This window comes from Flavobacterium sp. C4GT6, from assembly GCF_036347315.1.
Lineage (GTDB): Bacteria > Bacteroidota > Bacteroidia > Flavobacteriales > Flavobacteriaceae > Flavobacterium.
Genome location: NZ_JAZGZU010000002.1, coordinates 118,533 through 141,539 on the forward strand (window position 1 = coordinate 118,533; position 23,007 = coordinate 141,539).

20 protein-coding genes are annotated in these 23,007 nt (G+C 36.7%); 17 read left to right on the forward strand and 3 right to left on the reverse strand.

Annotation, left to right across the window (positions count from 1 at the left end; all coding sequences use genetic code 11):
* Position 1: 1 nt before the first annotated feature.
* From rplQ to V3Z67_RS02865, 14 genes are all read left to right on the forward strand, one after another.
* Positions 2–499: a 50S ribosomal protein L17 gene (gene rplQ / locus V3Z67_RS02800; protein WP_330441868.1), complete on the forward strand. Its 498-nt coding sequence runs from the start codon at positions 2–4 to the stop codon at positions 497–499.
* Between the two features lie 167 nt (positions 500–666).
* Complete coding sequence (gene carA, locus V3Z67_RS02805; protein WP_330121266.1) at positions 667–1,776, forward strand: glutamine-hydrolyzing carbamoyl-phosphate synthase small subunit; 1,110 nt, start codon at positions 667–669, stop codon at positions 1,774–1,776.
* 213 nt (positions 1,777–1,989) lie between these two features.
* Positions 1,990–3,285: a phosphopyruvate hydratase gene (gene eno / locus V3Z67_RS02810; protein WP_330441869.1), complete on the forward strand. Its 1,296-nt coding sequence runs from the start codon at positions 1,990–1,992 to the stop codon at positions 3,283–3,285.
* Positions 3,286–3,456: 171 nt separating this feature from the next.
* A complete protein-coding gene (locus V3Z67_RS02815; RefSeq protein WP_330441870.1) occupies positions 3,457–5,430 on the forward strand; it encodes a tetratricopeptide repeat-containing sensor histidine kinase in 1,974 nt (657 codons plus the stop codon).
* A 1-nt stretch (position 5,431) separates the two neighbouring features.
* Positions 5,432–6,193, forward strand: coding sequence for a LytR/AlgR family response regulator transcription factor (locus V3Z67_RS02820; protein WP_035129841.1), 762 nt, complete (start codon positions 5,432–5,434; stop codon positions 6,191–6,193).
* Positions 6,194–6,296: 103 nt separating this feature from the next.
* Positions 6,297–8,429, forward strand: a complete 2,133-nt coding sequence (locus tag V3Z67_RS02825; RefSeq protein WP_330441871.1) for a DUF7619 domain-containing protein — start codon at positions 6,297–6,299, stop codon at positions 8,427–8,429.
* Between the two features lie 316 nt (positions 8,430–8,745).
* Positions 8,746–10,029 carry a citrate synthase gene (locus tag V3Z67_RS02830; RefSeq protein WP_330441872.1) on the forward strand — a complete coding sequence of 428 codons (1,284 nt, stop codon included), beginning with the start codon at positions 8,746–8,748 and terminating at the stop codon, positions 10,027–10,029.
* A 176-nt stretch (positions 10,030–10,205) separates the two neighbouring features.
* Positions 10,206–11,120, forward strand: coding sequence for a dimethylarginine dimethylaminohydrolase family protein (locus V3Z67_RS02835; RefSeq protein ID WP_330441873.1), 915 nt, complete (start codon positions 10,206–10,208; stop codon positions 11,118–11,120).
* Positions 11,121–11,141: 21 nt separating this feature from the next.
* Positions 11,142–12,077, forward strand: a complete 936-nt coding sequence (ctlX, locus tag V3Z67_RS02840) for a citrulline utilization hydrolase CtlX (RefSeq protein WP_330441874.1) — start codon at positions 11,142–11,144, stop codon at positions 12,075–12,077.
* Between the two features lies 1 nt (position 12,078).
* A complete protein-coding gene (locus V3Z67_RS02845; protein ID WP_330441875.1) occupies positions 12,079–12,492 on the forward strand; it encodes an RrF2 family transcriptional regulator in 414 nt (137 codons plus the stop codon).
* Between the two features lie 80 nt (positions 12,493–12,572).
* On the forward strand, positions 12,573–12,842 hold the full coding sequence (locus V3Z67_RS02850) for a DUF2061 domain-containing protein (RefSeq protein WP_330441876.1): 270 nt from the start codon (positions 12,573–12,575) through the stop codon (positions 12,840–12,842).
* Complete coding sequence (locus V3Z67_RS02855) at positions 12,814–13,530, forward strand: phosphoadenylyl-sulfate reductase (protein WP_442902257.1); 717 nt, start codon at positions 12,814–12,816, stop codon at positions 13,528–13,530. The genes V3Z67_RS02850 and V3Z67_RS02855 overlap by 29 nt, the downstream gene beginning before the upstream one ends.
* Before the next feature lie 11 nt (positions 13,531–13,541).
* Positions 13,542–14,435, forward strand: a complete 894-nt coding sequence (gene cysD / locus V3Z67_RS02860; RefSeq protein ID WP_330442158.1) for a sulfate adenylyltransferase subunit CysD — start codon at positions 13,542–13,544, stop codon at positions 14,433–14,435.
* A 1-nt stretch (position 14,436) separates the two neighbouring features.
* Positions 14,437–15,678, forward strand: a complete 1,242-nt coding sequence (locus V3Z67_RS02865; protein WP_330441878.1) for a sulfate adenylyltransferase subunit 1 — start codon at positions 14,437–14,439, stop codon at positions 15,676–15,678.
* 41 nt (positions 15,679–15,719) lie between these two features.
* Here V3Z67_RS02865 and V3Z67_RS02870 read toward each other — a convergent pair whose 3' ends face one another.
* Positions 15,720–16,352 (reverse strand): MarC family NAAT transporter, encoded by a 633-nt coding sequence (locus V3Z67_RS02870; RefSeq protein ID WP_330121272.1) that lies wholly within the window; start codon positions 16,350–16,352, stop codon positions 15,720–15,722.
* A 116-nt stretch (positions 16,353–16,468) separates the two neighbouring features.
* Here V3Z67_RS02870 and V3Z67_RS02875 point away from each other — a divergent pair, with 116 nt between their 5' ends.
* Together V3Z67_RS02875 and V3Z67_RS02880 are read left to right on the forward strand one after the other, a co-directional pair.
* Entirely contained in the window at positions 16,469–17,575 is a 1,107-nt protein-coding gene (locus V3Z67_RS02875) for a carboxypeptidase-like regulatory domain-containing protein (protein WP_330441879.1), read from the forward strand.
* A 75-nt stretch (positions 17,576–17,650) separates the two neighbouring features.
* Positions 17,651–18,019, forward strand: coding sequence for a CoA-binding protein (locus V3Z67_RS02880; RefSeq protein WP_330441880.1), 369 nt, complete (start codon positions 17,651–17,653; stop codon positions 18,017–18,019).
* Here V3Z67_RS02880 and V3Z67_RS02885 read toward each other — a convergent pair.
* Positions 17,994–19,505 carry a sodium:solute symporter gene (locus tag V3Z67_RS02885; protein ID WP_330441881.1) on the reverse strand — a complete coding sequence of 504 codons (1,512 nt, stop codon included), beginning with the start codon at positions 19,503–19,505 and terminating at the stop codon, positions 17,994–17,996. The two genes, V3Z67_RS02880 and V3Z67_RS02885, sit on opposite strands and share 26 nt — an antisense overlap.
* Positions 19,506–19,582: 77 nt before the next feature.
* Between V3Z67_RS02885 and recR the strand changes: the two genes are divergently transcribed.
* Positions 19,583–20,203, forward strand: a complete 621-nt coding sequence (gene recR, locus V3Z67_RS02890; protein ID WP_330441882.1) for a recombination mediator RecR — start codon at positions 19,583–19,585, stop codon at positions 20,201–20,203.
* A 2-nt stretch (positions 20,204–20,205) separates the two neighbouring features.
* Here recR and V3Z67_RS02895 read toward each other — a convergent pair whose 3' ends face one another.
* Complete coding sequence (locus tag V3Z67_RS02895) at positions 20,206–23,004, reverse strand: COG1470 family protein (protein ID WP_330441883.1); 2,799 nt, start codon at positions 23,002–23,004, stop codon at positions 20,206–20,208.
* Positions 23,005–23,007: the final 3 nt, after the last annotated feature.

The following is a 23,007-nucleotide window of genomic DNA, read 5'->3' on the forward strand; positions in this document are numbered from 1 at the left end:
AATGAGACACGGAAAAAAAGTAAATCATTTAAGCAGGCAAGCTGGCCATAGAAAGTCTATGCTAGCTAACATGGCTTGCTCCCTTATAGAGCACAAGCGTATCAATACGACTGTTGCTAAGGCGAAAGCCCTTAAGCAGTTTGTTGAGCCTCTTGTAACAAAGTCTAAAGAAGATACAACTCACAACAGACGTATCGTTTTCTCTTACCTGAGAAACAAATATGCAGTTACTGAGCTTTTCAGAGAAGTTTCTGCTAAAGTTGGTGATCGTCCGGGTGGATATACTCGTATCATTAAACTTGGTAACCGTCTTGGTGATAACGCTGATATGGCAATGATCGAGTTTGTAGACTTTAACGAACTGTACAACGCTGCTAAGAAAGAAGCTAAGAAAACTACTCGTAGAGGTAGAACTAAAAAAGCTGCTACTACTGCTGAAGCTCCTGCAGCTGAAGCTCCTGCTGTTGATACAGAAGAAAACAAAGAAACTACTGAATAATCATGGTAAAACTGATTTTTCAATAATATTAAAAAGGATAAACTTTATAGTTTGTCCTTTTTTTTTGACCTGATCAACCCGGTTTTTTAAAGCAATTGATTAGGAAATTTTAGAAAGATAATTTTTTGAAGTAACTTTGCACGCAATACAGCAACAAACATTTATAAATGAAATATTCAAATCGTAACAAAGCCATACTTTTATTAGCAGATGGTACTGTTTTTTATGGTAAATCTATTGGGATTGAAGGAACAGTTTTTGGTGAGGTATGTTTTAATACCGGTATGACCGGTTACCAGGAAATTTTTACAGACCCTTCTTATTTTGGTCAAATTATGGTGGCGTCTAACGCACACATTGGTAACTACGGTACTAATGAAGAGGATGTAGAGGCTGATCGTGTAATGATTTCAGGTCTGGTTTGTAAAAACTTTAGTTTTAATCATTCGAGAGTTAATTCTACAGAAGGACTGAAAGAGTATTTTGAAAAGAATAACCTTGTAACTATATCTGATGTAGATACAAGAGCACTTGTGAGTTATATACGTGATAACGGTGCTATGAATGCCGCTATCTCTACAGACGGAACTTCTTTAGAAGAGCTTAAAGAGCAACTTGCAGCTGTGCCAAATATGGACGGACTTGAGCTTTCTTCTAAAGTGTCTACTAAAGAGCCTTACTTTGTGGGTAACCCAGAGGCTAAATACAAAGTGTCTGCACTTGACCTTGGTATCAAGAAAAATATTCTTAGAAACCTTGTAAAGAGAGACTGCTATGTGAAAGTGTTTCCATACAACTCTACATACGAAGATTTAAAATCGTTTAATCCTGACGGATACTTCCTTTCAAATGGTCCTGGTGACCCGGCTCCGCTAACAGGTGCTCAGGAAGTAGCTAAAAAGATTCTTGAAGAGAACCAGCCGGTGTTTGGGATCTGTTTAGGGCATCAGGTTTTAGCTTTGGCAAACGGTATAGCTACTTATAAAATGTTTAACGGGCACAGGGGTATTAACCACCCGGTAAGAAACATTCTTACAGGTAAAGGTGAAATTACTTCTCAAAACCACGGTTTTGCCGTAGTAAGAGAAGATCTTGAAAAGAATCCTGAGTTCGAGCTTACACACGAGCACATTAACGATGGCACTGTGGCAGGTATGAGAATGAAAAACAAAAACTGTTTCTCTGTACAATACCACCCAGAGGCTAGCCCGGGTCCACACGATGCATCTTACCTGTTCGATCAGTTTATTGAGAATATAGAAAAAGCTAAAAACTAAATTTTAAACGCTTTTTTCTAACAAATAATGAATTTGGGCTAATATTTATTAGTCCAAATTCTGTTTATAGAGGTTTTGTAAATAAAATTTACGTTAAGATGCAGAAACTAAAACGATTGCGTTTATAAGTTTTTAAAAATAAGACCTTTTCATTTTTCAAAATGTTTAAATTTGTTTGGTTAACTAAGAAAATAACAAACTAAAAACTATATAATGAGTATTATTATTAAAGTACACGCTAGGCAAATACTGGATTCTCGTGGAAATCCTACAGTAGAAGTTGATGTAATTACAGAAAATGGTATTCTTGGTAGGGCAGCTGTTCCTTCAGGAGCTTCTACAGGAGAGCACGAGGCAGTAGAGTTGCGTGATGGCGGTAAGTCTTATATGGGTAAAGGCGTGCTTAAAGCAGTTGAAAATGTAAATACAAAACTTGCAGGTGAGATAGTGGGGATGTCTGTTTTTGAACAAAACTCTATAGACAAAGCCATGATTGACCTTGATGGTACTGCTAATAAATCTAACTTAGGTGCTAACGCTATTCTTGGTGTGTCTCTTGCAGTGGCAAAAGCTGCAGCAAACGAACTGGGTATGCCGTTATACAGATATGTAGGTGGTGTTTCTGCTAATACACTTCCTGTTCCAATGATGAATATCATTAACGGAGGTTCGCATTCAGATGCTCCTATTGCTTTCCAGGAGTTTATGATTATGCCTGTAAAAGCAAATAACTTTACTCATGCAATGCAAATAGGTACAGAGGTTTTTCATAACCTTAAAAAAGTACTTCATGACAGAGGTTTAAGCACTGCTGTAGGTGATGAGGGTGGTTTTGCTCCAAACCTTGCAGGTGGTACTGAGGATGCTCTTGATACAATTAAGAAAGCTGTAGAGAATGCAGGTTACAAGTTTGGTGACGAAGTAATGATTGCTCTTGACTGTGCAGCATCTGAATTCTATGTAAACGGTAAATATGACTATAGTAAGTTTGAAGGTGCTGAAGGTAAAGTGAGAACTTCTCAGGAGCAGGCAGATTACCTTGCAGAACTTGCCGGTAAATACCCTATCATTTCTATTGAAGATGGTATGTATGAGGATGACTGGGAAGGTTGGAAATACCTTACTGAGAAAATAGGTGATAAAGTTCAGCTTGTTGGAGACGATTTATATGTTACAAACGTAGAGCGTTTATCAAGAGGTATTGAGCAGGGTATTGCTAACTCGATCCTTATTAAAGTAAACCAAATTGGTACACTTACAGAAACTATCGCAGCTGTGAATATGGCTCACAATGCAGGGTATACATCTGTAATGTCTCACCGTTCGGGAGAAACTGAAGATAATACTATCGCTGATTTAGCTGTTGCGCTTAACTGCGGACAGATTAAAACAGGTTCTGCTTCACGTAGTGACCGTATGGCGAAGTATAACCAGCTTCTTAGAATTGAAGAAGAACTTGCTGAAGTGGCTTACTTCCCTAAAGAAAGAGCTTTTAAAGTAAAAAGATAATACAATAAGCTTACTTAAAGCTTTGCTTGTGCAAAAGCGCCTTCGTAATTACGGAGGCGCTTTTTTTATTCGGGTAATACAAATTCTAAATCAAAAGCTTCAAATACTCATCTGCTGTCAATAAATCAAATTGAAATCATAAATTTGTTAATGACAATTAATGTGTTGCATATGAAGTTTTTAAAAAACCTTGCCCTAATAGCCTTATTTCTGTTTAACTGTGCTGCTTTTTCCCAAAACAGGGCGCTGGATAGTCTGTTAAATCAGTTAGATAAAGCCTCTACAGATAAACAAAAGGCAGAACTGCTTAATGCAGTGTCGTCAGAATATGTAGAGAACAATCCGGAATTGATGATGCAGTATGCTCAAAAGGCATTAAAGCTTTCTGAACAGAAAAACTTCAGGAAAGATAAAGGGGAGGCCTGGTTTAACTTAGGTAATGCCAATATTATGCTGAGCAGGTATACCGAAGCTTTAAAGAGCTTTACTAATGCTCAGGATATTTTTGAACAACTCTTGCCTGAATCAACAGATAAAAAAGATGAAATAAAGGCAAATTTGGCTAAAACCTACGGAAGTATAGGTATAGTGTGTTCAGAACAAAATAATTATGCAGGTTCGCTGGAATATTATTTTAAAGCGCTAAAGCTTTATAAGGAAGCAAAGCAACAGGAAATAGTATTAAGGCTTTACAATAATATAGGTATTGTTTATAAAGCGCAAAAGGAATACGATAAGGCTTTAGAGTACTTTAATAAAGCACTTGCCATACAAAAAGAAATTGGCGATAGTAGCAGCGCAATAACCATTACTAACATTGGTAATATTTATCTTCTTGAAAACAAGCCCGAAGATGCATTGGCTTCTTTCCAGGAGGCTTTAACGATATTTAATGATCACGAAAACAAAAGAGGTCTGGGAGAGCTATACAATGCTATGGGGCAGTATTATGAGAAGACGGGTAAGTATGTAAGGGCTGAGGAAAATTATTATAAAGGACTGAATGTTTTTGAGGATGTGAGCGAGAAATATGGTGCATCTGCATCGCTGGCTTATCTGGGTGATCTTTACGCGAAACAGGGTAATGATACTAAGGCACTGGAGTATTTAGGGAAATCATCTGTGTATGCCGAAGAAATAGGGGTGCTGGAACAGGTAAAATCGTCTGAAAAAAGTATAAGTGAGCTGTATGAGAAAAAAGGTGACTATAAACAGGCTCTAATTCACTATAAGAAATTTGAAAAGGCTAAGGATAGTATTAATAATGCCGAGAATATTAAAAACATGGTTCGTGAAGAGATGAACTATGAAATGGAACGTAAGGCCGAAATGCAAAAGGCTGAAGCTGATAAAAAGCAGGCAATTTATAATGAGGAAGTAAAACGCCATAATCAGCAGATGTTCTTTGTGGTGCTATTTATCCTATTACTTTTCGGGATAGCTTTTTTAGTTTCTAACAGGCGTCAGCTTAAAAAAACACTTACGCTTCAAAAGGAATTGGCGGAGTATGAGCAAAAGGCACTCCATTTGCAAATGAATCCGCATTTTGTATTTAACTGCCTAGGGTCTATATCCAGTTTTATTGTGCAAAACGGTACAGATTCTGCTATTAAATACCTTTCCAAATTCTCTAAATTAATGCGTTTAACACTGGAGTATTCCAAAGAGTCACTTATCCCTATTGATAATGAGATTGAAGGGTTGCGTAATTACCTCGAGCTGGAACAGCTTAGGTTTAATAATCTTTTTGAGTTTACGATAACAAAAGATCCCGATATTGAAGATGATATGGCTATTCCGCCATTATTATTGCAGCCGTTTGTGGAAAATGCTATTTTGCACGGATTGGTTCCTAAAAAGGAAAAAGGAATCATAAAGGTTGATTTTGCCTTAGATGGAGAAAAGCTCATTTGTACGGTTACCGATAACGGTATAGGTTTTACTAAATCAAAAGAAATGAAAGTCAATTCGGTTACAGTACATAAATCAATGGCTTTAGAAATAACCCGCAAAAGGCTGGAAGTAATTCAGGCATTTACCTCAAAAACCTCAAAGGTTGAAATTCAAGATATGATGACGAGTGAAGGGCAATCTGGCGGGACAAGAATAGTTTTAAACTTACCAATACAGTACGCAACTAACTAATATGATAACAGCTTTACTAATAGACGACGACAGTAATTTAAGGAATGGTATGAAAGGGCTATTGTCTCTTTATGCACCAGATATAGAAATAGTAGGTGAGGCCGATAGTGTGAAAACAGGCATCAGTGCCATTGAGTATCATCAGCCCAATGTAGTATTCCTGGATATTTTACTGGGCGACGGAACCGGTTTTGATATACTGGAACAGGTAATGCAACGCAAAGGCAGGTTGTCCTGCCATGTGGTGTTTATTACGGCGCATGAACAGTATGCGGTAAAAGCATTCCGTTTTAGTGCTCTGGATTATTTGCTTAAACCTGTAGATCCCGAAGATTTGAATAACGTAGTCGATAAGATAAAAAAGACACTGTCGGCATCTGATAATTATGCGCATATTGATCTGTTGCTGGAGAATATAAGCAAGAAGGTGGATAAGTTTAAAAGGATAGCACTTTCTACTTCCGACGGAATTCATCTTTTTGAAGTAAAGGATATCATTCGTTGTGAATCGCAGGATAATTACACTAAGTTCTATATAAAAGATAGCAAACCTATACTGATAGCTAAAACGCTTAAGGAGTATGAGGATTTATTGTCTGAACACGGTTTTGAACGCATACATCAGTCGCATTTAATAAATCTAGCCTATTTAAAGTCATACATCAAAAAAGACGGAGGTTATGCTGTAATGGCAGATAATAGCCATTTGCCAATTAGCCAGCGTAAAAAAGAACGTCTGCAGGAGCTATTAAAGTCAATGTAGAGGCGAATTCTAATTGAGAGTTCGCAAATTCTAAACGACTGGTGTGCTGAGAAACAGAATAAAATATATTTGAAAAACCGATTAACCACACACATAAACTAACATGAAAAAGAAACTATTTTACTTATTACTCTTGTTTTCGGGTATTACCAGTGCCCAAATAGTGAATATACCTGATGCTAATTTTAAGAACTGGCTTTTGTCTGCAAACACATCTAATGATATTGCAAAGGATGAGAATGGTGTAGCAATTAAAATAGATCAGAATAATGATTATGAAATCCAGGAAAGTGAAGCGCTTTTAGTATGGAATTTAAATTTCCAAAACTCTGGAATGAGCGATGCTACAGGTTTGGAGTTCTTTACTAATTTAAGGATTCTTGATTTTGCAATTAATGCTAATGTTAACTCTTTGGATTTAAATAGTTTAGTTAATTTGGAACAGTTTCATTGCGACGGAGGTACGCCATTACAGTTTTTAAGTTTTGCCGGATTGCCAAATCTTCAGTATGTATACTTGTATGAAACTAACCTTGCTACAGTTGATTTTGCAGGTGTAACTTCTTTAGAATATTTAGGTATTCACCATGCTCCATTAACTGATTTGGATTTTTCTGAAATGATAAGCTTGCAGGAACTGTCAATTCTTGATACTGATTTGGTAAATGTTGATTTAAGTGAGTCACCATTATTATCTAAAATTGATTTTATAGATAATAGTTTACTTGAAACAATGAGTATTAAAAATGGAACAGTTATACCCAACCCTGCAGATATTCATATAGATAATAATAACCCACTGCTTAATTTTATTTGCATAGACGAAGGGGAGTTGTCTCAAATTGAATTGGTTAACGGTATAGAGAATATTGTTGTGAGTACGTACTGCACTTTTACGCCCGGAGGTAATTATAATACTATAACCGGTACAGCTGTTTTTGATGCTGATAGCGATGGTTGTGGTCCGGAAGATGTTCTCTACCCTTTTGTGAAATTGAGTATTAGTGATGGTGTTGATGGTGGTGATACTTTTACAGGTATAAACGGGGAGTATAGTTTTTATACTCAGGATGGTAATTTTACGGTGGTTCCTGAGTTTGAGGATAACTGGTTTACCGTAACTCCTGCTTATGTGAACTTTCCTGTTGTAGATAATTCGGTTTCAGTTCAAAACTTTTGTATAGAGCCAAATGGGATTCATAACGATGTAGAGGTGGTAATGTTTCCTATAACTCCGGCAAGACCGGGATTTGATGCTGTTTATAAAATAGTTTATAAAAATAAAGGAAATCAGGTTGTTTCGGGTACTGTGGGGTGCGAATGGGATTATGAAACACTTACACCTCTACTTTTGGAACCTATGGCCGATGATATAGCTCCCGGGGTATATGGATGGAATTATACAAACCTGCAGCCTTTTGAGAACAGGGAGATATTAATGACCTTGCATGTAAACAGCCCGACAGATACGCCTGCAATTAATATTGATGATGTATTGCCATTTACAGCAAATATTGATGGAGGTACAGATGAAAACCCCGATGATAATCAATATATATTTAATCAAACTGTTGTTGGTTCCTTTGATCCTAACAATATCATTTGTGTTGAAGGTGAAACATTGCCATCAAATGCAATAGGAGACTATTTGCATTATGTGGTTAATTTTGAGAATACAGGTACTGCACCGGCATCTTTTATAGTTGTGAAACATTTTATAAATGAAGCTGATTTTGATATCAATTCAATTCAGATTTTAAATAGTTCACATGAGGTAGAAGCCAGGATTCAAGGTAATGTTGTTGAGTTTATTTTTGATAATATAAACCTCAACGCTGCCGATCATGGTAATATACTGTTCAAGCTGAAATCTAAACAGGATTTACAGGAAGGTGATAATGTGATGAATGAAGCCAGTATTTATTTTGATTATAATCTTCCGGTAGCGACTAATCAGGCGGTAACTGAATTTGAGGATATAATGGGGCTGGATGACTTTACAAAAGATAATTCAATTAAGATATACCCTAATCCTGTAAAAGATGTATTGAGTGTTGAAGGAGATGTAAATCTGCGCTCTGTGAGCCTGTATGATATTCAGGGAAGGTTGTTACAAACATTGATGCCTAATGATGTTCAGGCTAGTATAGATATCTCAATGAGAACCAAAGGTATTTACTTCCTTAAAGTAACTTCTGATAAAGGAGTTAAGGTTGAAAAAGTGATAAAAGAATAAAAGATAAAAGTAAACTTCATGTTGAGAGGTCGGTGTTTTTTTAATGCCGGCCTTTTGTTTCTTGTTTTTGATAAAAGCGAACTTTCAGATAATTAATGGTTTAGTGTTGTTTGGATAATTAAAAAATAGATTTTTAACACTAAAAACGGTATTAATATTGCATATTTTTCAATATTGTTAGCTTCAAACTAATAACTTTTGTTTTTTATCTGCAGATTTAACGATTTTAATAAGTAATTTACTTCCTAAATAAATTGTAATTTATTAAATTCGCAGGAATATAATTTTACAAACAAAAATAAACTCAAATAACATCATGTCAAATATCGCTATATTGGAAATTGATGGCAAAAAATATGAGTTTCCGGTAATCGTGGGAACTGAAAATGAAGTAGCTATCGATATTAATAAACTTAGGGGCGAAACCGGCGCCATAACAATTGATCCGGGGTATAAAAACTCAGGTTCATGTACAAGTAATATTACCTTTTTAGATGGAGAGCAGGGTATATTACGTTACAGAGGTTACTCAATTGAGGATCTTGCCGAAAAGTCTAATTTTTTAGAAGTAGCTTACCTTTTAATTTTCGGAGAACTTCCTACTGCTGCTCAGATAGAGAAATTTGAGAAAGATATAAGAAAATATACGCTTGTTAATGAGGAAATGAAAAACATCATTGATGGTTTCCCAAGAACAGCTCACCCAATGGGAGTGTTAGCATCTTTAACAAGTGCGCTTACTGCATTTAACCCTAAATCAGTTAATGTAGACAACGAAAAAGAAATGTATGAGGCAGTGTGCAAAACTATGGCTAAGTTCCTGATTATTGCTACATGGACATACAGAAAAAATATGGGTTATCCTTTAAACTACTACGATAACACTAAAGGATATGTAGAGAACTTTATGCGTTTAATGTTTGAACTTCCTACGGGTCCTTACAAAATGAATCCTGTTGTGGTTAATGCGCTTGATAAACTATTTATCCTTCACGCAGATCACGAGCAAAACTGTTCTACCTCTACAGTAAGAATGGTAGGTTCGTCACACGCAGGTTTATTTGCTTCAATCTCTTCAGGTGTATCTGCATTATGGGGCCCACTTCACGGTGGTGCTAATCAGGCAGTACTTGAAATGCTTGAGGCTATCCAGAAAGACGGTGGAGATGTTGAGAAATTCCTTGCTAAGGCAAAAGATAAAAACGATCCTTTCCGTTTAATGGGCTTCGGCCACAGAGTTTATAAAAACTTTGACCCAAGAGCAAGAATCATCAAAAAAGCTGCAGACGAAGTTCTTGCAGATCTTGGTGTAGATGATCCGGTACTTGATATCGCTAAAAAATTAGAAAAAGCAGCTCTTGAAGACGAGTACTTCAAATCAAGAAACCTATATCCTAACGTAGATTTCTATTCAGGAATCATTTACAGGGCTATGGGTATACCTACAGAAATGTTTACAGTTCTTTTTGCAATCGGTCGTTTACCGGGTTGGATTGCTCAATGGAAAGAAATGAGAGTAAATAAAGAGCCTATCGGTCGTCCAAGACAGGTTTATACTGGAAGTCCGCTTAGAGATTTTACAGATATTAATAACAGGTAATCAATCCTGTATGATATATAAAAGTCCTGCAATGCAGGACTTTTTTGTTGGTATATTGTCAGTTTGTATTAAAATTAAGATCACTCTGTTGAAAAATTGATAATATTTAAACTAACATCGTGGTAAATGTTTATAATTAAGGGGCATTTTCTATATTTGCCAAAAAGCCAGAAACCATGTTGAATCTGAACATTAAAAACGAAACATCACGATTAAGGGCTGTGATATTAGGAACAGCTGTAAGTAACGGACCTACACCACAGATACATGAAGCTTACGATCCTAAATCACTGGAGCATATACTTGCCGATACTTATCCGGTAGAAGAGGATATGGTCAAAGAAATGGAAGCCTTTAATGAAGTGTTTAAGAAATATGACGTTAAGGTTTACAGACCTGAAATTATAGAGAACTACAACCAGATATTTAGTCGTGATATTGGGTTTGTTATTGAAGACGTATTCATAAAAGCCAATATACTACCTGATAGGGAAAGAGAGCTGGAAGCTATACAGTATGTGATAGACCAGATAGATCCAGCTAAAGTAGTTCGTCCTCCCGAGGAAGTTCATATCGAAGGGGGAGATGTTATGCCCTGGAATGATCATATATTTATAGGTACCTACAAGGGTAGCGATTATAAAGATTATATTACTGCCCGTACCAATATGCAGGGGGTAAATTATATAAAAGAACTTTTCCCGAATAAAATAGTTAAGGAGTTTGATTTGGTTAAGTCTAAAATAGAGCCAAGAGACAATGCACTTCACCTTGATTGTTGTTTCCAGCCTATAGGTACAGATAAAGGTATTATATACAAAAGTGGTTTCCGTGAAGAGGCAGATTATATGTATCTTGTTAACCTGTTTGGAAGAGAAAATCTTTTCCATATAGAAAGAGAGGAAATGTATAATATGAACTCTAACGTGTTTTCTATAGCTCCAGATGTGGTTGTGATAGAAAAGAACTTTACAAGGCTAAAAAAATGGCTTCTTGAAAGGGGCTTTACGGTGGAAGAAGTTCCTTATGCTGAAATAGCAAAACAGGAAGGTTTATTAAGATGTTCAACATTACCGCTTATAAGGGATTAATAATATCCGTAAATTTACATTATGAGACAGATTACTGATACTATATTGATGATACGTCCGATTGCTTTCAGGATGAATGAGCAAACCGCGGTAAACAACTATTACCAAAAGGTGATGGATAACCTTTTGCCAGATACGGTAAATGCCAAAGCGCAGCAGGAGTTTGATGCTTTTGTAGATAAGCTTAGAGCTGTTGGGGTAAATGTTGTTGTTGTAGATGATACTGTTAATCCTGATACTCCTGATTCTATATTTCCTAACAACTGGGTGTCTTTCCATGAGAATGGGGATGTAGCGCTTTATCCTATGTTTGCTGAAAACAGGCGTTTAGAAAGAAGAGAAGATATACTTGACCTTTTGGAAGAGAAAGGTTTTCTTATTGAGAATATAGTAGATTATACATCGGCCGAGGAAGATGATATTTTTCTTGAAGGTACAGGAAGCATAGTGCTTGACAGGCAAAATCAAAAGGCTTACTGTGCGCTGTCTCCAAGGGCTGATGAAGAGCTGTTTATTGAGTTTTGTGAAGACTTTGAATATACTCCGGTTATATTTGAAGCGTTCCAAACAGTAAATGGTGAGCGTAAACACATTTATCATACTAATGTTATGATGTGTGTAGCCGAAACTTTTGCAGTTATTTGTGCTGACTGTATTGATGACAAGAAAGAACGTAAAATGGTGCTGGATAACCTTAAGTCAGACGGGAAAGAAGTTATTCTTTTAACAGAGCAGCAGCTAAACCATTTTGCAGGAAATATGTTACAGGTTAGAGGCAATAATAATAAGAGTTATCTCGTTATGAGTGCTTCGGCTCATCAGGTTTTAACAAAAGACCAGATTGCTAAAATTGAAAAACATACAGAGATTTTAAGTTCAAGCTTAGATACTATTGAGGCCTGTGGTGGCGGAAGTGCCCGTTGCATGATGGCTGAGGTGTTTTTAACTAAAGAATAATATGCTGTCTAAAAAAACAAAATACGGATTAAAGGCTCTTATCTACATTGCGAAGCATTCGGGTACAGAGCCTGTCCTTATTTCCGAAATTTCGGATAACGAGCGTATACCTAAAAAATTCCTTGAGGCTATATTGCTTGATTTAAAAAAACACGGAATATTAGGTTCCAAAAAAGGAAAGGGTGGAGGATACTATCTTCTTAAAGACCCTAAAGAGATTACGGCTGCTACACTTATCAGGGTGTTAGACGGACCTCTTGCCATGTTGCCATGTGTAAGCCTTAATTACTACGAAAAGTGCGATGATTGCCCTGATGAAGCAAAATGTAACCTGAATAAATTTATGACCCAGGTAAGGGACAATACCCTAAGTTTACTGCAGCAAAAGTCCTTATATGACTTAGCGAAATTATAACAATAAAAAAAATTTTACCATTAGTCTATTATTTCTATAGACTAATGGTATATTTGTCTTGAAATTAAAGATATTATAATATGTTGTTTGATTTGATAAGGGCTAAAAAAATCTTTCCGCTAAAGGAGGGGCCAAGGGTTTCGGCTATAAAGGCTGTTACCTGGCGTATAGTAGGAACAATTGATACTATGATTATTTCCTATATACTGACTGGAGATATTACAATTGCATTTTCAATAGGAAGTGTAGAGGTAATGTCTAAAATGGTCCTTTATTTTTTGCATGAAAGAGCTTGGGTCAAATTAACCAGAAAGAATAGTGATAATGGAGAAGTTAATATATCTGAATAAAGAGTTACAGGGTAAAACTATACAGGATGCTCTGGCATTTGTTTTGGATAATTTTGAAGGTAAAAAAGTCTTCTCTACATCATTTGGTATAGAAGACCAGTTGCTAACGCATTATGTTGCCCCACATTTTGAGAAGCTTTCGGTATTTACATTAGATACCGGCAGGCAGTTTAATGAAACGTATGAAGTGTTTCATAAAACCCAGAAAAAATATCCAGAGCTGAATATTGAAACTTTCTTCCCTGAAGAGAAAGATATAATGGAATATGTAGCCGCTAACGGTATAAACGGGTTTTACGACAGTATAGATAAAAGAAAATCGTGTTGTTACATGCGTAAAGTAAAGCCGTTGCAAAGGGCTATTAAGGGAGCCGGCTTATGGATAACAGGATTACGTGCCGAACAGTCTCAAAACAGAGAGAGTATGGAGTTTTTAGAATGGGACGAGGCTAACCAGTTGGTAAAATACAATCCGTTATTGCATTATTCCCTTAAACAGGTAGAAGAGGAAATAAACGAATATAAAGTTCCTGTGAACAGTTTGTACAAAAAAGGTTTTTTGAGCATTGGTTGTGCACCATGTACCAGAGCTCTGGCTGAAGGCGAAGATTTCAGAGCCGGACGCTGGTGGTGGGAAAACGGAAAAAAAGAGTGCGGACTACATATTCATCAGGATAAAAATTATTAATCATGACACATATACAATCACATCTTAAGACATTAGAAGATGAAAGTATTTATATAATAAGGGAGGTGGTATCTCAGTTTCAAAAACCAGTACTGCTTTTCTCAGGAGGTAAAGACTCCATAACACTTGCCCGATTGGCTCAAAAAGCTTTTTATCCGGCAAAAATCCCATTTCCGTTTCTGCATATTGATACAGGGCATAACTTCCCCGAGACGATTGAGTTTAGGGATCAGTTAGTAGAGGAACTGGGAGTAGAGCTTATTGTACGCTATGTACAGGATAGTATTGACCAGAAAAAGGTTCAGGAGGAAACAGGTAAGTATGCCAGTCGTAATTCCCTGCAAACGGTAACATTACTGGATGCTATTGAGGAATTTGGTTTTGATGTATGTATGGGTGGTGCAAGACGTGATGAGGAGAAATCCCGAGCTAAAGAACGTATCTTCTCTGTAAGAGATGATTTCGGTCAGTGGAATTCAAAAAAACAACGTCCGGAATTGTTTAATATCCTTAACGGGAAAATTCATTTTGGAGAAAATGTAAGGGCTTTTCCTATAAGCAACTGGACAGAAGAAGATGTATGGAATTATATCGCTCAGGAAGGTGTTGGCCTGCCAACTATATATTTTGCCCATAACCGTAAACTGGTTAAAAGAGACGGGGCTTTCCTTGCATATTCTGACTATCTTAATCTGGTAGATACTGATGAAATTGTTGAAACAACAGTGCGTTTCAGAACTGTGGGTGATATGACCTGTACGGCAGCATTTGTATCTGAAGCCAATACGATACCGGATATTATGTTTGAAAATAAATCTTCCAAATCATCAGAACGTGGTGCAAGAATTGACGATAAACGATCTGAGGCAGCATTGGAACAAAGAAAGAAAGGAGGGTATTTTTAATATGGATTTACTTAGAATTAATACTGCCGGAAGTGTAGACGATGGCAAGAGTACGCTTATTGGACGTTTTTTGAATGACAGTAATGCATTAACTATAGAGCAGGAAGAATTAATAGAAAGAAAAACTAAGGAGAAAGGTCTTGACGATCTTGACTTTTCGGTAATTACAGATGGTCTTATTGCAGAAAGGGAGCAGGGTATTACTATTGATGTAGCCCATATATACTTCTCTACAGAGAAGCGTAAGTTTATCATTGCCGATAGCCCGGGGCATGTAGAGTATACCCGTAACATGGTTACCGGAGCATCAAACTCTGAGGTGTCAATCATACTTATTGACTCAAGAAAAGGATTGCTGGAACAAACCTACAGGCATTATTTTATCAGTAACCTGCTGCGTTTAAAAACAGTAGTGCTATGTATTAATAAAATGGATTTGGTAGATTATAGTGAAGATACTTATCTTACTATTGCTGCCGAGATTAATAAAATGACATCTAGGTTTGGCTACAAGCCGGATATTCATATACTGCCTATAAGTTCGCTTAAGGGAGATAATGTTGTGTTGCACTCTGATAATATGCCTTGGTATACTGGGCAAACCCTATCGGAAGTATTACATAGCATAAAGCCGGGTGAGACCGAAGTAGCCGATTTTAGGTTTGATGTACAACAGGTGCTTCATGTGCAGAACAAAGAGTTTACAGATTACAGAGCTTATGCAGGTAGGGTAGTGAGCGGAAGCGTATCTGTAGGTGATGAGGTTACTGTAATGCCTTCTGGTATAAAAAGTGAGGTAGTAGAGCTTCGTAGGTTCACCAATACCCAACAGGAAGCTAAAACAGGTGAATCAATTCAGTTAAGGCTTAAGGATGATGTGGATGTAAGCCGAGGAATGATATTGGTTAAAAATGAAGAAGAGAGTTTGCTGTCAAAAGAGATAAGTGCAAAACTCGTTTGGCTTGATGAAAAACAATCGGTGCCGGGAGGTAGGTATTTACTACAGTCAGGTACGCGAGTGGTACAATGTAAACTTCAGCAGATAGACGCGGTTATCCCGCCGGAAACCCCTGAAGAATTACATGAGGCTACAAACCTTAAACTTAATGATATTGCTAAAGTGGCTATAAAAACAGCTGCTCCGGCTTTTCTTGATACGTTTGAAAATAACAGGCTAAATGGTGCCTTTATTTTAATAGATCCGCAAACCAACAACACAGTAGGGGTTGGCTTTTCGGATTAAGAGTCTTTATAAATAAGTAGCCCCGCAATTGCGGGGCTTTTTTATTTTAGAGATATTGTACTGAGTATATTTACTACAGAGCTACTGATGTACTGTATACCTATGGCGATTACTATAAAGCCTATTATTCTTGAAATGGCTACAATACCCGATGCTCCCAGTATTCTGGAAAGGTAATGGGCGCTTCGCATCACTAAAAAAATTACTACGGCAACTGCAGCAATGGCTACACAGGTAATAATCTTTTGTGATATTTCAGGAGAATCCTGATATAATGCTATAAGTAGTGACATGGATCCCGGTCCGGCAAGCATAGGTATTGCTAACGGGGTAAGGGCAATGTCGTTTCTTTTTTGAGCATCGTTTGCTACTTTTTTATTTACACCTCTTGTTTTACTAAACTTTCCTGTCAACAATGCAAATCCCGAATTTACAATGATAAGTCCTCCTGCAATACGAAGGGCATCTATACTAATTCCAAAAAAGGCAAGGATGTACTGCCCAACAAAAAAGGAGATAATAAGGATTATAAAAACGTTAATGGCTGTCCAGAAGGAGATACGCGAACGTTCGGCCATTGAGTCATCCTGGGTTAGTCCAACAAAAATAGGTACTGCCCCAAGCGGGTTAATTACCGAAAAGAGTGCAGCAAAAATGTAAATGAATAATTCCATGAAAAGTTGTTTGTTTTATTTTTAGGGTAAATTTAATAAGAAAATGTGGGCTTTGCGAAATCATATATTTATTATAGCATTAATAATTTCGTTATTTTTATTCCCAAAACCACGCTATGAAAACAAAAATATTACCATTTATTATACTGCTTTTAATGCAGATTCCGGTTATGGCTCAAAGTGTTTCGGGCTATGTTTATGATGCAGCCGGAGATTTTCCGCTCGAAGGAGCTTTCGTTTATCTTGATGGGACTACCTATTCAGCCAGTACTAATTCTGAGGGGGCTTTTACTATAAATGTAGGTCAGCAATTATCAGCAGCTTTAGTTGTAAAATATATAGGATACCAAACAGCGATAATCCAGAATCCGTTTTCTTATCAAACAAAAATAAAGGTAGCTTTAAAAGAAGATACCATTAAAATGGATGAATTGGTAATTAGCGGTGAAACGGCTTTTAGCAGAAAGGAAATGCTTGCCGTTTTCAGGGAACAGTTTTTAGGGAAAACGAAGGCAGGGAATTCCTGTAAGATACTTAATGAGGATGATATAAGGCTGTATTATGAGGTTGCGACAAATACGCTAAAGGCAGAATCTGATAAGCCAATTCGTATTCAGAATAAAAGACTAAAGTATAATGTAGAGTTTGATTTGGTAGATTTTCAGGTACATTATACAAAAAAGACACTTTCTCCATTTTCAATGCAAACCAGTTATTATGCCGGGACAAGCTTTTTTAAGGATGTGTCTGAAAAGGAAAATATCAAGAAAAAGAGAGATGAGGTTTACAGAGGGTCATTATTGCATTTTATGCGTGCCATAGCCAGTAATAAGTGGAGTGAAGAAAATTATAGTTTGTTTGTGGAAAGCATGCCTGTTAATCCTGCTGATTATTTTAAGGTAACCGATACTCTTGATTACAAAAAAGTAACCTGTTTAAAAACTACAGTGAAAGTACTGGAGAGGCATGTAGGTGTAAGGATGGCCGGAATGAGTAGCCGTGAAGCAGAAAAAGCTTTACAAGCTCCTAAAGAAAGAAAAATACGTTTTGCCGTTTTACAGGATCAGGTTAATCAGTCGTTTTTTGAATTGAATGCCGATCATTTTTATATTGGTGAAAACGGACTGTTCTGGCCAATATCCAGTATTATTTTCGGAGGGTATTTCGGCGAACTGAAAGTAGGTGATATGCTGCCGGCAGATTATACCTATACTGCTGATTAATGCGGTATGTTATCGTTTGGCTAAAACCATATGAATAAAGATATTCTTTGTGTATTTTTGGTATAAACTATTGTTATGAAAACAGAAAAGAAAACACTTGTTATGGGAGCTTCCGTTAATCCCGATAGGTATGCATACAGAGCGGTAAAAATGCTGCAACAGCATGGTCATCCTGTAGTAGCTATAGGAAAAAAGGAAGATAACCTCGATGGGGTACATATAGAAAAGGAGCTTGTAGATTTTGACGGTGTAGATACGGTTACATTATATCTTAACCCAATGAATCAGCAGAAATACTATGACTACATTATAGGGTTAAGACCAAAAAGAGTTGTGTTTAACCCGGGTACCGAAAACCCCGAATTTTATGCCCTGCTTAAAGAGAATAATATTGAGTTTGAGGTTGCCTGTACCCTTGTTATGCTGTCGCTGGGAAATTATTAGGTTCAGCTTTTTTACTAATGCATAGTAATAGTATGAATGTAATTAGCCCGTTTATAATTATCAGTTCGTTGTCAAACACATAGTTGCCAAACAGCAATTTTGAATTCATACTAAGCAGTAAGGTAATAAATGGTGATGCAATACATACCAGTGGGGTAAGTTTATCTCTTAGAGTAAGCTTCTTCATTATTAAACCAAAGGCATAAAGGCCAAGTAACGGACCATAAGTATAAGAAGCAATCCTGAATATCATACTTACTACAGAGGCATCGTTAATAGTATTAAAAACTATAATTACTAAAAACATAAGGAAGGAAAAGGAGATGTGTACCCAATGCCTTGTTCTTACAACATTAGGTTTGTTGGCATTCTCTGTTTTATCCATCCCCAGGAAATCTACACAAAAAGAGGTGGTAAGTGCTGTAAGTGCCGAATCGGTAGTGGCAAAGGTTGCCGCCGTAAGCCCAAGCAGGAAAATTACCGAGGGTACCAGTGACAGGTGATGGAAAGCAATTTCAGGGAAAAGTAAATCGGTTCTTGGTGTGCCGTTAACTGTAGGTACACTTAATCCGTTTTGATTGGCATAAATATAAAGTAGTGCTCCAACCCCAAGAAAGAAAAGGTTAATTACAACAAAAATACCCGTAAAGGTAAACATGTTTTTTTGTGCTTCGCCAATGTTTTTACAGCTAAGGTTTTTCTGCATAAGATCCTGATCAAGTCCAACCATGGCTATGGTAACAAATATTCCGCCTAAAATCTGTTTAATAAAATGGTAACGGCTGGTAATGAAATCTTCAAAAAAGAATATCTTGGAATAATTACTTTGCTTAACGGTTTCAAAAGCCTGCGGTAGGCTAAGTTCTAAACTCTCACATATAAAGTATATAGTAAAGAATACTGATGAAACTATAAAAAAGGTTTGAAGTGTATCGGTAATAATAATGGTTTTAAGTCCGCCTTTATAGGTGTATGCAAAAATTAGGAGGAGGGATATTAATACTGTTGTCCAAAACGGAATCCCAAAGGCATCAAACACATAACGCTGCAATACAATAACTACTAAGTATAACCTAAATGCCGAGCCAATCGTTCGGCTAATCAGGAAAATCATTGCTGCTGTTTTATAGCTGTACTGCCCAAGGCGTTTTTCTATGTAGCCGTATATGGATGTAAGGTTTAGCCTGTAGTAGAGGGGGAGTAATACTTTTGCAATAAGTATAAAACCTATGGCATTACCCAATACAAACTGAAAATATTTAAACTGTTCACCGTTTGGTGAACCTACCTCACCTGGAACCGATATAAAGGTAACTCCCGAAAGGGCTGTTCCTATCATTCCAAATGCAACCAGATACCATTTTGAGTTTTTGTTGGCTTTAAAAAAGGCATCGTTACCGCTGTCTTTATTGCTTACCAGCCTTGATATGGCTATTAATACTCCAAAGTATACTATTATTATGGATAGGATGGTTATTGGCTGCATAGAATTAGTTTATATACAAAACAAATAAAAAATATTACAATATACTCACAATTTACAGGTTTTGTACATTTGCATTTATGGAAATGTCTTCAAAATTACTGGAAAGGGCAGTGGCTGAAATTTCTCAGTTACCGGGTATAGGGAAACGTACAGCCTTAAGGCTGGCATTACATTTATTAAAGCAACCAAAGGAACAGACAGAGCACTTAACAGATGCCATATTAAAAATGCGTGATGATATTCGGTTTTGCAGGGAGTGCCATAATATATCTGATGTTGATGTATGCGAAATTTGCAGTAATCTTTCCAGAGACAAATCAATTGTTTGTGTTGTAGAGGATATTAGGGATGTAATGGCTATTGAGAATACCGGGCTCTTTAAGGGAATATACCATGTTTTAGGAGGTAAAATTTCTCCTATTGACGGTATAGGTCCAAGTCAGCTTAATATACCTACACTGGTAGAGAAGGTGAAAAACGGTACAGCAAAAGAACTTATTTTTGCTCTAAGCTCCACTATGGAAGGTGATACTACCAACTTTTATATTTACAAACAGATAAAAGATTGTGATGTGGTGCTTTCGGCTATAGCCAGAGGTATATCTGTAGGAGATGAACTGGAGTTTGCCGATGAGGTTACTTTAGGACGTAGTATTATACATCGGGTGCCTTTTGAAAACAGCCTAAAGAATCACTAAACCTATTTTTTCTTTTTCTTATTACCGGATGACTGGCTAGGGAAACCGCGTGATGAGAATTTACGGGTTTCTACACGTTTCTCTTTAATGTTAAGGTTGAATTTAACCTCTGTAATAGTATCAGGTATGGCCTGGATGTTCCTGTTGTTGTGTTCTATGTCAACATATTCAGACACATCTGATTTTTCAAGGGTAATGGTGTAATATCCTCTAGGAACATATAGTACAAAGCTACCTAAGTCGTCGGTTCTTGATTGAAATATATTTCCGGTATCATCTACAGCTATAATAGATAATCCGCCAAGTTTTTTGGTTATCTCATAACTTCTTTCCGTATGGGTATAAGATATAGAACCTTTAATTGTTGAGGTTTTTGTAAGCCCGATAGATATTTGGGTGTCCTGAATAATATTTACAGTACGGCTATAGGCATGCCATTCGTTTGAGTTTACAGGACGTATCTCATAATCTCCAGGTGGCAGTGATCGGTATTTTATTATACCCTGATTGTTGGTTCTGAATGCCTTTCCGCCAATTATGATGAGCTGATTGGCAGCAGGAATGTTTTCTGCTCCTTTGCTTTCATTTTCATAATACACATATACCTCAAGGTCGCTTTTAGAGCTGTCTATCCTGATAGGCCTGAACTGTTTGGTTAGCCCAACCTGAAAAGAATTTAATGAATACGGATTGTTTGATATGTCACTGTAATATCCGTTAACAAACAGGCTGAAATCGGGAGATATTTTATAATCGGCTCTTCCGTTAAGCTGAGTAATACGCTCGTTAATGGTATTTGATGCAAATGTAGCTCCGGTATATAAAATCAGTTTGTTATCAAAAAACTTTAATACAGCACTCGGGTTAATCATTATGTTGTAAAAAGTCTTATCGGGATTTGTTTGGTGATTGGCAATTGCCTCACCAAGGTTAAAACTGTTATACTGATAAGTAGTAAGCAGGTTTAAAAATTTCCACGAATATATAAGGTTTGCCTTTATATGGAATTGCGAGGGCTGATTTTCGATGTTGGTTTTAAAGCTACCTCCATCAATAATAAGATTAACGGTTGAAATGTGATTACTGTAATTAACACCAATATTCATGCGGTAAGCATCCATGCTTCGGGTTTGTGAACCGCCTACATAAAGGGGTTCGTCACGCTTTTCAGAATATACATTTGGTGATACAGATAATGTAATATTAGAGAATCGTCTGGATGCACCTACATTGTAACGTGCTGTTCTGAATAATGTTGAGTATAAAACCTGTTCGGTTAGTGATTTTGGTTTAACCGACATATAATTGTAAACGGCCCACATGTTATATTTTTCAGTAGTCCAGTTTACCCGTTCGTTAAAGTTTAAAACCCCTCTTTTAACTCCTGCATAATAACCATTGCTTACAAAGTTTGTACTGCTATAATACAGGTTACCCTGTTTACCTACAGCAACTATTTCTCCGGAAGCTCCTGCTTTATTCGTATTTGCAGCTTCATAATTGGCATTGCTTAAGCCACCGCCAGCCCTAAGGGAGAAGTTTTGTTTTTTTAAAATACTAAACCTTGATGTTGCTAAAATGCTGTTTATACCGGTAAACTTATCATGATCGTATATAAGGTTACTTTCAAACCCCTTATCTAACCATCCGCCATTGTGAAAATAAGATGCCCAGGCAGAAGTTCCTCCGGAAGGATTGGAATAGTCGGCCAGATTGTACGACTTATCTATTCCTCCCACTTCAATTTTACTATCCTTAGATGTAGTGTAGTACGCCTGGGCACCCCGCCCCACTAAGTTAATATCTGCAAATTTAGATACGTTACCTGCCTGTATACCAAAATCACTATTCTTATATCCCAGCCATGTATTCCTTAAAAACAGCTGGTTAGAATTAGTCCATAAATTGGCATCTATGTTAGTGTATATTTTACTGTCGTTTAGCTGAGCTTCTGCATTAGCATACAAGTAATAAGCACTTGCATTACTGCTGTTTTCCAAATGACTTACAGTTATCTGGTTCGTTTGGTTAAACGTTTGTGCATAGTCAGGGTTAAACTGTGTAGTATAGCGCCTGTCCTGTTTAATGGAACTGGCGCGTATATTTGCTATACCTATAATATCTCCACTTTTATATAATGAGGTGATAGTTATATTAAAATCTTCCTGAGCCAGTATGTTTTTGGTTACCTGTTTTTTAAGGTAGACCAAAGTGTCTGTAAAGGCACTTATTTTTAAATTGGTCGTTTCCATCATATCCTTTGCTATAAAGTTAGGATACCGGGTAAGTATATCTATTTTTTGAGGGGTATTACCTTCATTTGAAATGCGGATAGGGATTGTTAATGTATCGCCTACATTTTCATAAATTAAGTTAGTTTCCAGCAGAAACATTTTTACCAGTTTCCTTTCGGTTATTGTGACAGGAAGGATTACTGATTTTGTTTTGTTGTTATTTGTTGTAAAAACAGCTTCGATAGAGGGTTGATTTCCTGCCTTTGCTGTTCTTGATATAATAGCCTTTACAGGAATAAAAACCGAATCGTTTGCGGTTAAGTTTACTGTTTTCGGTTTACGCTGTACCAGGTACAGGTCTTGGTGGTTACTGTGAACTTCAAATTCACCGGTAAGATTATTATTTGTGTTATTTTTAATTTTTACAATAGCATCTATTACACCTGTGTTTTTGGAATTAGAGCTTTGTTGGGCAAATTCAATAGAAAATTCACCTTCCTGAGCAAGGGATAAGTTCCCAATTGTCAAAAAAGCAATAACTATAATATATTTAAAAACGCCCTGCATTAT